At 64.8% G+C, this 14,661-nt stretch carries 15 protein-coding genes; 9 read left to right on the top strand and 6 right to left on the bottom strand.

Annotated features, from left to right (window positions below):
* Nucleotides 1–148: 148 nt before the first annotated feature.
* The 3 genes from VIQ49_RS00120 to VIQ49_RS00110 form a co-directional block, all read right to left on the bottom strand.
* A complete protein-coding gene (locus VIQ49_RS00120) occupies nucleotides 149–1,174 on the bottom strand; it encodes a hypothetical protein (protein ID WP_331879751.1) in 1,026 nt (341 codons plus the stop codon).
* Nucleotides 1,175–1,236: 62 nt separating this feature from the next.
* Nucleotides 1,237–2,451: a cation:proton antiporter gene (locus VIQ49_RS00115; protein WP_331879750.1), complete on the bottom strand. Its 1,215-nt coding sequence runs from the start codon at nucleotides 2,449–2,451 to the stop codon at nucleotides 1,237–1,239.
* A 35-nt stretch (nucleotides 2,452–2,486) separates the two neighbouring features.
* Nucleotides 2,487–3,146 (bottom strand): NUDIX hydrolase, encoded by a 660-nt coding sequence (locus VIQ49_RS00110; protein WP_331879748.1) that lies wholly within the window; start codon nucleotides 3,144–3,146, stop codon nucleotides 2,487–2,489.
* Between the two features lie 73 nt (nucleotides 3,147–3,219).
* On the opposite strand from VIQ49_RS00110, the gene VIQ49_RS00105 reads away from it, so the two are divergent.
* From VIQ49_RS00105 to VIQ49_RS00095, 3 genes are all read left to right on the top strand, one after another.
* Nucleotides 3,220–4,161: an ADP-ribosylglycohydrolase family protein gene (locus VIQ49_RS00105; RefSeq protein WP_331879746.1), complete on the top strand. Its 942-nt coding sequence runs from the start codon at nucleotides 3,220–3,222 to the stop codon at nucleotides 4,159–4,161.
* On the top strand, nucleotides 4,158–4,667 hold the full coding sequence (locus VIQ49_RS00100; RefSeq protein ID WP_331879745.1) for an O-acetyl-ADP-ribose deacetylase: 510 nt from the start codon (nucleotides 4,158–4,160) through the stop codon (nucleotides 4,665–4,667). Before VIQ49_RS00105 ends, VIQ49_RS00100 begins: the two co-directional genes overlap by 4 nt.
* 92 nt (nucleotides 4,668–4,759) lie before the next feature.
* Entirely contained in the window at nucleotides 4,760–5,671 is a 912-nt protein-coding gene (locus tag VIQ49_RS00095) for an oxygenase MpaB family protein (RefSeq protein WP_331879744.1), read from the top strand.
* Nucleotides 5,672–5,731: 60 nt separating this feature from the next.
* Here the strand turns inward: VIQ49_RS00095 and VIQ49_RS00090 are convergent, their stop codons facing one another.
* The 3 genes from VIQ49_RS00090 to VIQ49_RS00080 form a co-directional block, all read right to left on the bottom strand.
* Nucleotides 5,732–6,937 carry a CynX/NimT family MFS transporter gene (locus VIQ49_RS00090; protein ID WP_414731542.1) on the bottom strand — a complete coding sequence of 402 codons (1,206 nt, stop codon included), beginning with the start codon at nucleotides 6,935–6,937 and terminating at the stop codon, nucleotides 5,732–5,734.
* Nucleotides 6,934–7,611, bottom strand: coding sequence for a FadR/GntR family transcriptional regulator (locus VIQ49_RS00085; protein WP_331879742.1), 678 nt, complete (start codon nucleotides 7,609–7,611; stop codon nucleotides 6,934–6,936). The genes VIQ49_RS00090 and VIQ49_RS00085 overlap by 4 nt, the downstream gene beginning before the upstream one ends.
* 106 nt (nucleotides 7,612–7,717) lie before the next feature.
* Complete coding sequence (locus tag VIQ49_RS00080) at nucleotides 7,718–9,202, bottom strand: PucR family transcriptional regulator (protein WP_331879741.1); 1,485 nt, start codon at nucleotides 9,200–9,202, stop codon at nucleotides 7,718–7,720.
* A gap of 51 nt (nucleotides 9,203–9,253) precedes the next feature.
* Here VIQ49_RS00080 and VIQ49_RS00075 point away from each other — a divergent pair, with 51 nt between their 5' ends.
* The 6 genes from VIQ49_RS00075 to hydA all read left to right on the top strand — a co-directional run.
* Nucleotides 9,254–10,234, top strand: a complete 981-nt coding sequence (locus tag VIQ49_RS00075) for an isopenicillin N synthase family dioxygenase (RefSeq protein ID WP_331879740.1) — start codon at nucleotides 9,254–9,256, stop codon at nucleotides 10,232–10,234.
* Nucleotides 10,235–10,415: 181 nt separating this feature from the next.
* Complete coding sequence (locus tag VIQ49_RS00070; RefSeq protein WP_331879739.1) at nucleotides 10,416–11,411, top strand: isopenicillin N synthase family dioxygenase; 996 nt, start codon at nucleotides 10,416–10,418, stop codon at nucleotides 11,409–11,411.
* The gene (locus VIQ49_RS00065) at nucleotides 11,408–11,695 is read left to right on the top strand and encodes a 2Fe-2S iron-sulfur cluster binding domain-containing protein (protein ID WP_331879738.1); all 288 of its coding nucleotides are present in this window, start codon (nucleotides 11,408–11,410) and stop codon (nucleotides 11,693–11,695) included. Before VIQ49_RS00070 ends, VIQ49_RS00065 begins: the two co-directional genes overlap by 4 nt.
* Nucleotides 11,696–11,711: 16 nt before the next feature.
* Nucleotides 11,712–12,119, top strand: coding sequence for a VOC family protein (locus VIQ49_RS00060; protein ID WP_331879737.1), 408 nt, complete (start codon nucleotides 11,712–11,714; stop codon nucleotides 12,117–12,119).
* A 108-nt stretch (nucleotides 12,120–12,227) separates the two neighbouring features.
* Nucleotides 12,228–13,565 carry a uracil-xanthine permease family protein gene (locus VIQ49_RS00055; protein ID WP_331879736.1) on the top strand — a complete coding sequence of 446 codons (1,338 nt, stop codon included), beginning with the start codon at nucleotides 12,228–12,230 and terminating at the stop codon, nucleotides 13,563–13,565.
* The coding region (gene hydA, locus VIQ49_RS00050; protein WP_331879734.1) for a dihydropyrimidinase at nucleotides 13,565–14,661 on the top strand (1,097 nt) is incomplete at its 3' end. The genes VIQ49_RS00055 and hydA, both read left to right, overlap by 1 nt.

Raw genomic sequence — 14,661 nt, 5'->3', positions numbered from 1 at the left:
GCAGCGCTGGAAAAGGACGTTCGGGCCTGGATCGCGCAATGGAACACCGACCCCAAACCGTTCGTCTGGACCAAGACCGCCGAAGAAATCCTCGATTCACTCGCCAGATATATCCAACGAATCTCTGGCGCAGGACACTAGGCCAGGGCTATGAATAGCGCACGATTCGCGACAACTTCTTTGCGTCGGTGAGCATGCTCTCGATGATCGCACCGGCAACCGCGTCGAACTCCTCGGCCGCCTGATCGAGGCGTTCCGATCCCAATTCGTCTTCAGCGGCAACAAGATACTCGTCGGAGTCGTCTTCGGTGCCGATCTTGGTGACCCATTCGAGCTTGGCGAGCTGGCGATCCACCTGCTCGATGCCGGCGCGGTAGCGGGAGAAGGCCTGCAGCCGCTGGACCAGCACACCGAGCCGCTCATCGTGCACCTGGGCGCGACCGACGTGGATCGCGACGATGTCGGGATCGTCGCCGAGGTCACCGTCAGGCAGCGGCCCGAGTTTGTCGACCGCGTCGCGGAGTCGTGTGCAGCTCCGGCTGATCTCGGCGACCTCGGCATCGAGATCGACTCGAATCATCTTGTCGTCGAAGATGTCGTGACGCCACGAGGCACTCAGTTCGATCGCGGTGGCGGTTGAACACGCGAAGTACGCCAGCTTGCCGATCGGGTGTGCACGCATCTCGTCGATGGTCGTCTGGTCGGCGTGGGACAGGTCTGATTGGCGCAACTGTCGCCGGAGTGACCGCGGATAGTGCTCCTCGTCGCTGCGCACCGCCCAGTCGTCGGGTTTGCTCGTGTCTCGATCCAGCAGACCGGTGAGGTCGATCCGCGGGGTGTCACCTCGCCAGGCGTCCACGGCGATGAACGCGAATCGGATCGCGGTCGCATCGCCGGGCCGGGGGCCGCCCATATGATTGATCCAATAGGGGGTGTTGGTGCTCTTCGCCAGACCGGGCAGTCCGTCGCCGTGGGCCGGTCTGAGTTGCGGTGCGTCGTCATCGTCGGGGCTGCGCAAAGGCGGTTTTGCCGGTCCCGACTCGGCTCGGGGAAGCGACGTCGCACGGAACTTGTCCGACCAGTTGATCGACTTGACCCACTCGGTGCCGACGAAAGCGAGTGCGGTCAGGGCAAACATCAGTACAAAGCCGACGACTGCTGAGACGTACACCACCTGTCCCATTATCCCGATTTCGGACAACGCGCGCCGAGAGTCGGCTCGACGGGCCTGTTCGGTCAGGTGATCGGTGTGTCGGGCCCGGCGGGTTTTCCGCGCGATCCGACGATCGTCGCGGCCAGCGGGAGCAGCAGGACAGTGAGGGCGCCGGCGGTCACCAGGACCGAGGCGTTGCCTTCCGACATGGTGCCCGAGGCCACCGCAACACCGGTGACGGCAACGATGATGGGCAATCCGGTGGCGGAGTAGAGCGCGATCTGGCTCCGCTCGCGGATCGTGAACGGCGGGTCGTCGCCGGTGTTGCCGCGGTCCCATCGGGTGGAGATGAACACCGGAACGCCGCGGACGACCAGGATCATCAGGACAAACGTGACCAGCAGTTCGGGTTTGGCCGCCACGGCGGGAATGTCGATCGCCATGCCCGAGGTGATGAAGAAGATGGGGATGAGTAGTCCGAAGGCGATGCCGTCGAGTTTGTGTTCGAAGATCTCATCGCCGTCGGGAAGGATGCGGCGCAGGATGAATCCGGCGGCGAACGCACCGAGAATCGTGTCGAGTTCGAACTCGTAGGCCAAGGCCATCAATCCGATGAGCAGCAACATCGTGATCCGCACGGTGGTCTGCGCAGTGGTGTGTGAGCCCGCCGCGATCAGGGCTGTCAGCCAGCGCTGGCGGCCGAAGAACTTCTCGGTGAGGAGCCAGACGGCCACGGCGGCAATCGCGAACAGCACCAGCACGATTGCCGACATCAACGATCCGCGTGCGCTCAGCAGTACCGCCATCGCGATCACCGGACCGAGTTCGCCGAACGCGCCGTGGTTCAGGACCGTCAGTCCCAGGCGTTGGTTCAACAGCCCGCTGTCGCGCAGGATCGGCAGCAGTGTGCCGAGCGCGGTGGAGCACATGGCGATTGCGACGGCGCTCTCCGCGGTGACCAGACTCGTCAAGCCGATGCCGAAGGTCACGGCAAAGGCCAACGCCAGACAGAAGATCCAGGTGTAGAGCGCGCGACGCCCTTCCTTGCCGACCACCTCCGAGGTCTGGATCTCGTAGCCCGCGAGCAGGAAGAGCATCCCGAGACCGAGTTCGCGCAGGAGGTCGATCGCCGAGCCGTCGGTCGCGAGATCGAGTGTATGCGGGCCGATCAGGATTCCGCCCGCCAGCAGGATGACAACCTCGGGTACCCGATTTCCGGGAATGAGTCCGGCGATGAGCGGCCCGAGAACCGAGATCAGGAGAATCCAGAACAGCGATGTGACAGCGGTGGCGCTCACGTCACAATCCACCCTCTCTCGCAGCGAATGCCTTGTTAGAGACTACGAGGTGCAGGGCGGCGGATGCGTCGCCGGCGGAACAATTCGGCGGGTCGGCCGGTATCGGACGACGACCGTTCTCCGGTGCCGTCGAGTTCGCTGATGAACCGGCGGCGAAAGGTGTCCTTGGGGAAGGTCTGGGAGAAGATCACCTCGTGGAGCCGGCGTAGCTCCAGCAGGGTGAACTGATCGGGCAGAAGGTCGTCGGGGTCGGGATCGGATGAATATCGGGCTCGCAGATCGGTCACCGCCTGCGCGACCATGGTGTTGTGGTCGAAGGCCAGCGGTTCATCGGCCACGCCGTCGGTGATGGTGACCAGCGTGGTCGCCATCGGCAGCCGATCGGGGGAGATCGCAGCGCTGTGTGCCATGGACAGGACACAGCCACGGTCGTCGCGGTCCGGGTCGTCGTACATCCCCAGTTGGTGAAACGCGAGGTCGGTGATGCCGGCCTTGGTCTCGAGAGCTCGTGCGGCCGCGTCTTGGAGGGTCTCGCCCGGGTGGAGAAAGGTGCCGGGCAGTGACGCTCCGCGATCGGAGTCGACGGTGACCACGCGGAGCCGATCGTCTCGAACGGTCAGGACCGCCACATCGACCGCGACCGACGGACGGGTGTAGTCGTCGAGCGACTTCCCTGAGGAATCTGTCCACACCATGTCTTGCACATTAGCGCATTGATGAGCTAACCTTTAGCTCAATATTGAGCTAACTGGATGGCGAGGTTGTGGTGTGCTGATCGAACAACGATTGACCGAAGCGCAGAAGGATCGCGCTCTGGGTGTCCTGGTGGGGACCGCAACCGGCGATGCGCTGGGTGCCGGGTACGAGTTCACATATCCCACAGCGGATATGCCGATCTTCATGAAGGGCGGCGGGACCTTCGACTGGGCGCCGGGGGAGTGGACCGACGACACGTCCATGGCACTGTGCGTGGCAGAGGGGCTGATGTATGGACATGCGGATCTCGATGCCATCGCCGCCGGATTCATGCGTTGGTACCGGTCGAATCCCCCGGACATCGGCACCCAGACGCGCGGCGTTCTGTCGGCCCGCACCGTCGGCGCCGCCCAGATGGCGGACGCGGCGGCGAAGTTGTCCGGGCGTACCGGCGGAAACGGGTCGCTGATGCGGACCGCGCCGGTGGCGCTGGCCTTCCTCGACGACCTCGATGGCTGCATCGATGCGGCCGGGGCGATCAGTGATCTCACGCATTGCGACGTCCGCGCCCGCGAGGCCTGCCGGATGTGGTCGGTCGGCATCCGCCACGCGGTCCTGACCGGCTCGCTGGACGGGGTTCGCCTGTTCCTGGACGCTGCTCCGGCCTCCGCCCGCGACTACTGGTCACCGCTGCTCGACACGGCCGAAACCGGTTCGCCCGCAGACTTTCCCAACAACGGATGGGTGGTGCACGCTTTGCAGACGGCCTGGTGGGCGATCACCGCCGCTGATGCTGACCTGTCGCATGCCCTTGAACTCTGTGTTCGGGCCGGCAATGACACCGACACCACCGCCGCGATCGCCGGTGGACTCGTCGGGGCGAGGAGCGGCATCTCCGCGATTCCCGCTGATCGGGTCGACCTCCTGCACGGGTACCCGGGGTCCACGGCCGCTGAACTGTGCGCGCTCACCGACAAGATCGTCACCGTCAACTCACCGGAGGTTTCACCATGACCATCATCGACGTCACTCAGGGCGACATCACGAAGGTCCGCGCGGACGCCATCGTCAATGCCGCGAATTCCTCGCTGCTGGGCGGCGGAGGTGTGGACGGCGCCATCCACCGCGCGGGCGGTCCGGAGATTCTCGACGAATGCCGGCTCCTACGGGCGACCTCGCTCCCCGACGGTCTCGCCGTGGGCGCGGCGGTGGCAACCACTGCCGGGAAGCTGCCCGCGCAGTGGGTCATCCACACGGTGGGGCCGCGTTACTCCCGACACGAAGACCGGTCGGTGCAATTGCGCAATTGTTACCAGCGCAGCCTCTTGCTGGCACAGTCGTCGGGGGCCTCCTCGATCGCGTTCCCGCTGATCTCCGGTGGTGCCTACGGGTGGCCCGTCGACGACGCCGTGGCCCAGCAGATCCGTGCGATCAAGACCGCCCACGTCAGCGTCGACATCGTCACCCTTGTCGCGTTCTCCCGCGACGTCGCCCAGCTGACCAGGCGACTTGTCGAATGATCGGTCATTAAATACCGAGCACCCGCTCGGCCGGTAGTATCCCGATGTGCCCTGCATCACATACGATGTTGGGCGGCGGACAGGGGAGACGAATGAAGCGGTATGCACTTCGTGAGAAGACCGGTGCACTAGATCCCGAACGGGATTTCGAAGAGATCAACCGGCTCCTGGCGACCGTCGAGTTCCCCTGGGACATCAATCAGGCTCTGAGCTTCGCGCTGTTCCGCACGTACGCTGTTCCGTCGGTGGGCCAGTTGCTGTTCGACACCGGAGAATTCACCGAGCGGGTGCAGAAACGGTACGACGACACCACCCTGCTGCTGGACGCGGTTCTGGAGCACGGATTCGACAGTGCCCCGGGCCGAAATGGCATTCGCCGGGTGAATCAGATGCACGGCAACTACGACATCTCCAACGACGACATGCGATACGTCCTGGCGACCTTTGTGGTCACTCCGGTGCGGTGGATCGAGCAATACGGGTGGCGCCAGCTCACCCACAACGAGGTGGTCGGCGCGACCAACTACTATCGGCGTCTCGGAACACTTATGGGAATCAAGGGCATTCCCGCCACCTACACCGAATTCGTCCGGTTCCTCGACGAATACGAGGCAACGCACTTCGCTTACAACGCCGGTGCCCGGAAGGTCGCCGATTCGACCCTGGATCTGATGACCACATTCCCGCCGAACAACAGAGCGCCGAAATGGCTGATCAACATCTTCGCTCGTTCGCTGATGGACGATTCGCTATTGCGCGCGTTCGCATATCGGCGCCCGCCACGTCCGGTCCGGGCGGTGTCGCGGGGTGCGCTGAAGGCGCGCGGCCGGCTGGTGCGGTTCTTCCCGGTTCGCAAGCAGCCCATGTACGCCCGCGACCTGCCGAACATTCGCAGCTATCCCGGTGGCTACGACCTCCAACAGCTGGGCACGTTCCCGGTCGGATGTCCGGTGGCACACGGTGATTCGGCCGGTGAGATCGAGTCCCTGAAGTCCGTCGAATAGGGACCGTCCGAGGGAGGATCTCCCTCGGTGCCCCGCTGTTCGACAGACTTCAGGGCGATGTCAGGTCATCTTCGAATCTTTGGCGGCGACCAGTGTCGATACGGTCAAGGGGATCACAGCCAGTCCGAGCACACCCATCGACAGCGTCCATGAGCCGGTGATGTCGTGCAGTGCGCCGATGGCGAGTGGACCGAGCGCGGCCAGGCAATAGCCGATCGATTGGGCCATCCCCGACACCTGGCTGGTCTGTGCGGTACTCGAACTCCGCAGGACCATGAACAGAAGCACCAGACTGATGCAGGCGCCGGGGCCAACGGCGATCAGCAGGACCCACAGGACGGTGAGCACATCAGTGGTGACAAGACCGACGAATCCGATGGTGCAGATGCCGCAGAAGGCGAGGGTCACCGCGCGCTGATCACGGAAGCGGGCCGCAACGATCGGTGCCACCAACGACATCAGGAGCGCGACGGTCTGGGCCAGTGCGAGTACTCCGCCGGCGGCGGCCTTCGACGTCCCCCGGTCCATCAGATACTCGGGCAGCCATGCGCTGAAGGTGTAGAAGATGAGCGACTGGGATGCCATGAACACGGTGATCGACCAGGCGATCTTGTTGCGCCACAACGATGCCGGCAACGGTGTGGTGCTGATCCGGTGGATCCGGGACAGCTGCGGTATCCACAGGAGCAGCCCGAGGACCGCGAGGAGGGCCCAACTCCCCAGTGCCATTCGCCAACTCTCGCCGGCGGCGGTGTAGATCGGTACCGTCAGGCCGGCCGCGAGTGCAGCGCCGCCCGACAGCGTCATCGAATAGAGGCCTGTCATCAGACCGGATCGATGCGAGAAGTCGCGTTTGATCAGTGCGGGCAGGACAACATTGCAGATACCGATCGCCACCCCGGCCAGAGCGGACCCGATGAACAGGGCGAACAGGTTGGGAATCATGCGCGCGACGATGGCGATGCACAGGAGGGTCATCGCGCCGAACACCGTGCGCTCGATCCCGAAACGCGCCGCGACGCGGGGTGCGATCGGTGCGACGAGGCCGAAGAACAGCACCGGCAACGTGGTGAGCAATCCGGCTGCGGCGCTGCTGAAGCCCTCGGACAGCTTGATGTCGTCGATGAGTGGTCCGACCGCGACCACCGCAGGCCGCAGATTCGCGGCGACCACCATGATCCCCAGTGCGGCGAAGATCGCGGACGTGCGTCCGAGTGAGCCGGTGTCGGGGGATGCGTCCGACGCCGTCGTTGATACGGGTGTCATGACAGCGATTCGACCGATCGGTTCAGGTAGTGTTCGACGGCGGCAAGAGCGGCGTCCGAATCGCCGCTGCTGATCGCCTCGACCACTTCGGCGTGCCCGGTGGGATGAGGGTGGGCATCGACGTCGGCGGCGATCAGAGTCGCGTGCGTACGGCCCATCACCTCTGCCACCCCGTCGTACAGCTCTGACAGCAACGAATTGCCGGCAGCTGCGACCAGGGTCGTGTGGAACGCGATGTCGGCGTCGATGTAGCGCTGTAGGTCGTTGTCGTCGAAGGCCGCTCTCATCGCGACGAGCAGGTCCCGGAGTTCCCGCACGTGATCATCGGTCCGATTCCGGGCCGCCGATTGCGCGGCTTCACGCTCGAGGGCGCGGCGCACCTGCAGCAGCTCGAGGACCTCGCTGCTCGAGACGCATCGACTGATCGCAGCCGCGAGGAGGTTTCGGCTGCGGACGTACGTTCCGTCGCCGCGCCGGGGTTCGAGGAATCCGGCGTGCTCCAGGGCGCGCACGGCTTCGCGGATGGTGTTGCGACCGACGCCCAATTGCTCCACCAGTTCGGGTTCGGCGGGGATCCGTGAACCCACAGGCCAGTCGCCGGTCCGGATGAGTTCCTGCATGCGGTCGACGACCACTTCGCTGGTGCGGCGCGGCCGCTCGATGTGCAAGGACATGGAAAGAACCTAACATCCCATGTTTCGCTACCCGATGATGTGTTGTTTTGGCGGAGCCCACCTGGGGAAATGCTCGCCATAACGGCACACCATCGGGATAGGGGAGTCAGTCGCCTTCGACGTTGCTGTCCAGGGAGAACATCGACAATGCGGTGAAGATGGTGAGTCTGCGATCGGGTTCGTTCAGGAAAGGGCCGGTCACCGCTTCGATCCGGGCGATCCGGCTGCGCAGGGTGTTGGGATGCACAAAGAGCTCGCGGGCCGACTCGGCGATGTTGCAATCGGTGGCGCGCAGGACCCGCAGGATCCGCCTCTGGTCGAGGCCGTCCGGTGTCTCGTCGGCCACCGGGCCAAGGGTCTCGCTGACGAACTGCCGCCGCGCGTGTTCGGGAAGTTGATAGAGCACCCCCAGGACGCCGAGGTCGCGGTAGCCCGTGACTCGGTTGATCGCGCCGATGCGACGGCCGACGGCGACCGCCCGGATCGCCTGCCGGAACGCCCCCGGATAGCTGCGCGCATTGTCGACCGGATCGCTCGCGCCGATCGCCAGCGGAACCTGCACCCCGCGATACAGTGCGCGGGACAAAGCGTCGAAATCCGTTGTCGCCTTGATCAACACAACCACAACACCCTCGTTGACGATGGTGATCGCGTCCGCGTCGAAGCGGGTTGCCACCGGTGCCAGGGCGGATCTCAGATCATGCAGACCACCCATGTCGACCGCAACGCCGAACGGCTCTATCCCCAGGCACATCACCGGGTGCCGGGGGAATAGGGCGAGGCGACGGCCCTTGCGCAGCCCGGCTTCGCGCTGGACGAGGTCGTCGCCCAGGATGCTCTTGAGGTTGCGGGCGATTTCGGTTGCGGCGTCATCGGATTCGGACGCCCGCAGTTTGACGTGCAGACCGATCACCGGCATCAAGCCGTCCAGCATCGCGGTCTCGGCGACCGTCAGTCCGGCCTCCCGGGTGACCTCGAGCGCCATGTTGTCCTGCGCCACACCGGTCAGTGGGAACACCGCGACGGGGGTGACGGTCGAGAGTGCACCGGACGACGCGCTCAGCCGGACGGTGGCGCGCAGCCTGGCCCCGAGGGCATCGAGGAGATCCTCGAGGTTGCCGGCCCGGTGCAAGATCGCCAGCAGGTCGGACCCGGTCACGGTGGCGACCTCGTCGGCGGGCGGAGCGTGCGGTGAGTTCACCGGCCGCAGGTCCACCAGACGCCGAAGATGGGATGTCACGTCAGCCCCGGTGTCGGGCACCGCGTTCCAGAGGAGACAGACGTCGGCGCGCTCGGCCATCGTGACCGTCTGCCTGGGGGGATTGACCTGCCGGGCCGGATTGACCAGGATCGCGGACGGATTCTTCACGAGCAGGGGTTCGAGAAGCGACGGAAGGTCGGGGAGCGGGTCACTCGGCCGGACCGGACGCCAGTCGACGATCACCAGGACACCGTCGAGTGAGACCGACTCGCGTGCGACCTCGGCGTCGACCACCGACGTCACCACGGCCTCCCAACGCGACGGCGACGTCGCGATCTGGACGCCGGTCGCAACCGCCAACTCGGCGACGGTGGCCATCGGGCTGGACACGACTTTCCTCCTCTGCGGGCCAGAAGCCCGCCTGTGAGGCAGAGTAGTCGCGTGCTCTCCATTCCGTCTGTCGACCTTGCCGAGGCTGCCCGCGGATCGGTGTCGCGGGCCCGCCAGATCGAGCTCCTCGACACCGCCTGTTCGCGCAGTGGATACGCCTATCTGGTGGGCCACCAGATCCCCACGGCGCTGCTCTCCGACATGTTTTCGGTGACCCGCCAGTTCTTCCTGCTGCCGGATCGGGTGAAAGAGGCCGTGGCACAACCGGCTCCTGAGCAGGTTCGCGGTTGGTCGGGTTCGGGTTCGGAGGGCATGACGTACTCGATCGGGGAAGAATCACACGGCGACCTCAAGGAGAAGATGGACATCGGGGCCGTCGACGCGCCGGTCCTGGGGCAACCCGGCGCGGGGCCGATGGCCTATCCCAATCTGTGGCCGGGCGCCCCCGACGGCTTCCGGCCGATCTGGGAGCAGTACTACCGCCACATGCAGCGTGTGGGCGGTGAACTGATGTCCATGGCCGCGGAGGCGTTCGGCCTCCCGTCGGATCATTTTGTCCCGCGATTCGACACCGAACTGAGCATGTTGCGGGCCCTTTATTACCCGCCGCAGGCCGAATCTCCGCTTCCGCATCAGTCCCGGGCCGGGATCCACACCGACTACGGCGCGTTCACGGTCACCTCCGCCGAATCGACGCCAGGCGGACTCGAGGTCCTCGGACCGCACGGTGAATGGCTCGAAGTGTCGACCACGCCCGCCACGCTGGTGGTTCTCGTGGGTGACCTGCTGGCGGAATGGACCGATGATCACTGGCCCGCCACGCTCAACCGCACCGCCAACCCGCCGAGGTCGGTGGCCCTGGACAGTTCGCGTCTGGAGTTCTCCTTCTATCAACATCCGAACGCCGATGTCGCGGTCGCCCCGCTGCGGGGCGGTGGGAAGCAGGTCACCGACCCGCTGATCGCCGGTCGTCATCTCACCGACAAGTACACGAGGCAGACGACGTTCGGTCGTCGTATCCGTCGCTCCTGAGCTGTCCGTCGTGTTACCGGCAGGATGACGCGTAAGTCGTTTGCGTAATCGAGTGTTACGCAGATGTTTCCGTTGACCGCAGGTGACAGCGTGCCCGTGGATCTGTCAGCACGCGGTGCTCTTGTTGGCCCTGCCTCCGGCGAAAGAGACTCGAAGGGAGACGACAGAGGGAGCGAAACACATGTCTGTGGTGCCGGTGATCGACATTTCTGCGCTGTACGGCGACGACAACGAGGCGAAGGCCCAGGTGGCCGCTGCACTCGACCACGCCTGCCGCGAAATCGGTTTCTTCCAGATCAAGAATCATGGGATCGCGCCGGAGATCATCGATGCGATGTACCAGAGCGCCGACGCATTCTTCCGGCTGCCGGAGCAGGACAAGCGGCGGGTCGCCCAACCCAGCCCGGACACGGTCCGCGGATACTCGTCGATCGGAGAGCAGGCGTTCTCCTACAGCGAGGACGTTCACCAGCCGCGGGACCTGCACGAGAAGTTCGACGTGGGCCCGGTCGACTTCGACGACGCCGACCCGTATTTCTCCCGAGAGAGCGCCGGCCCGCACTTCCTGCCGAATCAATGGCCCGAGCAACCGGCGGACATGGAACAGGCGTGGACCGCCTACTTCCGTGCGATGAACGAACTGTCACGAAAGCTGATGAGCGCCTTTGCTCTGGGCCTCGGACTGGATCCGGAGTTCTTCGTCGACACCATCGACAAGGACATCTCCATGCTCCGCGCGATCAACTACCCACACATGACCACGCCGCCGCAGCCCGGACAGATGCGCGCCGGCGCGCATACCGACTACGGCAGCCTGACCATCGTGCGGCAGGAGGCTGCACCCGGTGGCCTCGAGGTCTTCACCAAGGACGGTGACTGGATTCCGGTGCCGGTGGTGCCCGATGCGCTGGTGGTCAACATCGGTGACCTGATGGCCCAGTGGACCAATGATCTGTGGCTCTCCACCAGGCACCGGGTACGGACGCCGCACCCCGACGCCGACGGGAACACACGCCGGATGTCGCTGGTGTTCTTCCACCAGCCCAACTACGACGCCCTGATCGAGTGCCTGCCCACCTGCGTCGCCGACGGCGCCGAGCCGCGATACGCGCCGATCAGTTCGGGCGATCACCTGACCTCGAAGTTCGCCAAAACGATTGTGCTGAGCCCGCTGTGACGTCAGCGGATGCGGTCGGGCGGTTCGAGATAGAGCTGCGGCGGACAGGTGCGGTGGTGACGGTCCCGCCTGATCGCACCGCGCTGGCAGTGGTTCGGGAAGCCGCGCCCGCCGCCGAGTTCAACTGCCTGCAAGGCGAGTGCGGAGCCTGCGTGGCAACCGTGCTCGACGGAATCCCGGACCATCGGGACACCGTCCTGTCCGACCGCGCCAAGGCGGCGGGTAAACGAATCATTTTGTGTGTCAGCAGGTCACGATCGCCGCGCCTGGTGCTCGACCTCTAGGGAAGTGAGAAGAACCATGACAGTTGGACTGTCGTTCGCCAGTGTGCTGGCCAGGGATTTTGTCGGTCTGGCGGAGTTCTACTCCGGGCTCCTGAACCTCGACGAGGTGATGGAACTACGCTCAGAACACTTCCGGGGGCTGGCGGTCGGTGACACCGTTCTGGGTTTCAGTGCTCACACCGCCTATGACATGCTCAACCTGGTTGCGCCCCAGGATGGGAGCTCCGGGGTGAGCAGCTTCCTGACCTTCGAGATGGCCGACGACAACGAGGTCGATCGAGTGACCGCGGCCGCTGTCGCAGCGGGTGCCACGTGCGTCAAGGAACCCGGCCGGACCTATTACGGCGCCTGGCAGTCGGTACTCCTCGATCCCGAGGGCAACGCTTTTCGCCTCAACCATCTCGAACTCGACTCGCACCCCTGAACATTCGCCTCGCTCGAACCAATCAGTACCTTCCTCGACACCGGCGTCGAACCCCCATCCCAACGCATCTCCTCACGCACGCCCGGCGTGCGCTGAAAGGACCACTCCATGACCATGTTCGACTGGCAGGTCAAGAACGGTGACTCCGTGGTCGCACCGCACGAGCGACTGAGTTGGCCGCGGACCGTCGGTATCGGTCTGCAGCACGTGGTCGCCATGTTCGGCGCCACCTTCCTCGTCCCGGTCCTGACCGGCTTCCCGCCTGCAACGACGTTGCTGTTCTCCGGCATCGGCACGATCCTGTTCCTGATCATCACCCAGAACCGCTTGCCCAGCTATCTGGGATCGAGTTTCGCGGTGATCGCACCCACCATCGCCGCCTCGACCTCGCACGGACCGTCCGGTGCCCTCGGCGGCATCGTCGTGGTCGGTGCGCTCCTGATGGCCGTCGGCGTCATCGTGCACTTCGTCGGGATCGGCTGGATCGAGAAGCTGATGCCGCCGGTGGTCACCGGTTCCATTGTCGCGCTCGTGGGCTTCAACCTGGCGCCCGTGGCGAAGAGCAACTTCGAGGCGGCGCCCGTCACCGCCTTCATCGTGTTGGCGCTGCTGTTGTTGTCGCTGGTGCTCTTTCGTGGACTGCTCGGTCGTCTCGCGATCTTCCTCAGTGTGGTGGTCGGATACTTCATCGCACTGGCACGCGGTGAGGTCGACACCGATCCCATCGGTGCCGCCGACTGGGTCGGTCTGCCCGACTTCACCGCTCCGACGTTCCACCTCTCGGTTCTGCCCATGTTCATCCCGGTGGTCCTGGTCCTGGTCGTAGAGAACATCGGACACGTGAAATCCATCAACACCATGACCGGCATCAACAACGACCACCGGATCGGAAAGGCCCTGGCCGCAGACGGTCTCGCGACAGTCATCGCCGGCAGCGGCGGTGGCTCGGCCACCACCACCTACGCCGAGAACATCGGGGTGATGGCGGCGACCAAGGTCTACTCGACCGCCGCCTACTGGATCGCCGGCGCCGCCGCGATCCTGCTCGGTCTCTCACCCAAGGTCGGCGCGGTCATCGCGTCCATCCCGCCCGGTGTCCTCGGTGGCGTCACCGTTGCGCTCTACGGCCTCGTCGGCATCCTCGGCGTGCACATCTGGGTCACCAACAAGGTCGACTTCTCCAAGCCGATCAACCAGTTCACCGCCGCCATCGCGCTGGTCGTCGGCATCGCCGACTTCTCCTGGACGATCGGCGATCTCAGCTTCGGCGGAATCGCGCTCGGTGCCATCTCCGCGGTGGTGATCTACCACGTGATGCGGATCATCGGGACCTGGCGCGGCACCGTCGACCTCGAACCCACCTCCGAGGGCGTTGAGCCGATCGACCCGAACGACATGACCACACCGGGCAACGGTCCGGAACTCGCCGGGAAGCAGGGAATCTGATGGAAACCACACTCATCCACGGAGGCACGGTGGTCTCGGCCACCGGCCGTCAGCTCATCGATGTGTTGATCGACGGTGAAAAGATCGTGGCACTGCTGGAACCGGGTGCGGCGACCTTCGGCACCGATCTGGCCGCGACCGTCAACACCGTGATCGACGCCACGGGCAAGTACGTGATCCCCGGCGGCGTCGATGCGCACACGCACATGCAGATGCCGTTCGGCGGGACCACCGCCTCCGACAACTTCGAAACCGGCACTCGTGCTGCGGCATTCGGTGGGACCACCACGATCGTCGATTTCGCCATCCAGACTCCGGGCGAGTACCTGCAGGACACACTCGCGGCGTGGCATCAGAAGGCGGGCGGCCAGAGCGCCATCGACTACGGATTTCACCAGATCATCGGTGATGTGAACGATCAATCCATCTCCGCGATGGGCGAATTGATCAACGAGGGTGTCACCAGCTTCAAACTCTTCATGGCCTATCCCGGCGTCTACTACTCCAACGACGGCCAGATCCTGCGGGCCATGCAACGTGCCGCCGACACCGGCGCGTTGATGATGATGCATGCCGAAAACGGGATCGCCATCGACGAATTGGTGTCGCAGCACCTCAAACGAGGCGAGACCGCACCGTACTTCCATGGGGTGTCGCGGCCGTGGCAGCTCGAAGAAGAAGCCACCCACCGGGCGATCATGCTGGCCGACGTCACCGGGGCGCCGCTCTACGTGGTGCACGTGTCGGCCCGTCAGGCACTCGAACAGATCGCCGCCGCTCGCGGTCGCGGCGCCAACGTGTTCGGCGAGACCTGCCCGCAGTATCTGTACCTCTCGCTGGAGGAACAGCTCGGCGCACCGGGGTTCGAAGGCGCCAAGTGGGTGTGTTCGACGCCACTGCGCTCCAAGCACGAGCACCATCAGGCCGACCTGTGGAAGGGCCTGCGGGTGAACGAGCTGGCCGTCGTGTCCACCGACCACTGCCCGTTCTGCATGAAGGAGCAGAAAGAGCTCGGCCTCGGCGACTTCTCCAAGATCCCCAACGGAATCGGCGGCGTCGAGCACCGCATGGAGCTGATCTACCAGGGGGTCGTCAC

The sequence above is a fragment of the Williamsia sp. genome, from assembly GCF_036566845.1.
Taxonomy (GTDB): Bacteria; Actinomycetota; Actinomycetes; order Mycobacteriales; family Mycobacteriaceae; genus Williamsia.
This window is presented reverse-complemented; position numbering and strand designations above follow the sequence as displayed.

Coding starts and splice junctions, on each gene's coding strand:
- VIQ49_RS00110 (WP_331879748.1), bottom strand. CDS start 3,146: ATGGTGTGGACAGATTCCTCAGGGAAGTCGCTCGACGACTACACCCGT.
- VIQ49_RS00100 (WP_331879745.1), top strand. CDS start 4,158: ATGACCATCATCGACGTCACTCAGGGCGACATCACGAAGGTCCGCGCG.
- VIQ49_RS00095 (WP_331879744.1), top strand. CDS start 4,760: ATGAAGCGGTATGCACTTCGTGAGAAGACCGGTGCACTAGATCCCGAA.
- VIQ49_RS00090 (WP_414731542.1), bottom strand. CDS start 6,937: ATGACACCCGTATCAACGACGGCGTCGGACGCATCCCCCGACACCGGC.
- VIQ49_RS00085 (WP_331879742.1), bottom strand. CDS start 7,611: ATGTCCTTGCACATCGAGCGGCCGCGCCGCACCAGCGAAGTGGTCGTC.
- VIQ49_RS00070 (WP_331879739.1), top strand. CDS start 10,416: ATGTCTGTGGTGCCGGTGATCGACATTTCTGCGCTGTACGGCGACGAC.
- VIQ49_RS00060 (WP_331879737.1), top strand. CDS start 11,712: ATGACAGTTGGACTGTCGTTCGCCAGTGTGCTGGCCAGGGATTTTGTC.
- VIQ49_RS00055 (WP_331879736.1), top strand. CDS start 12,228: ATGACCATGTTCGACTGGCAGGTCAAGAACGGTGACTCCGTGGTCGCA.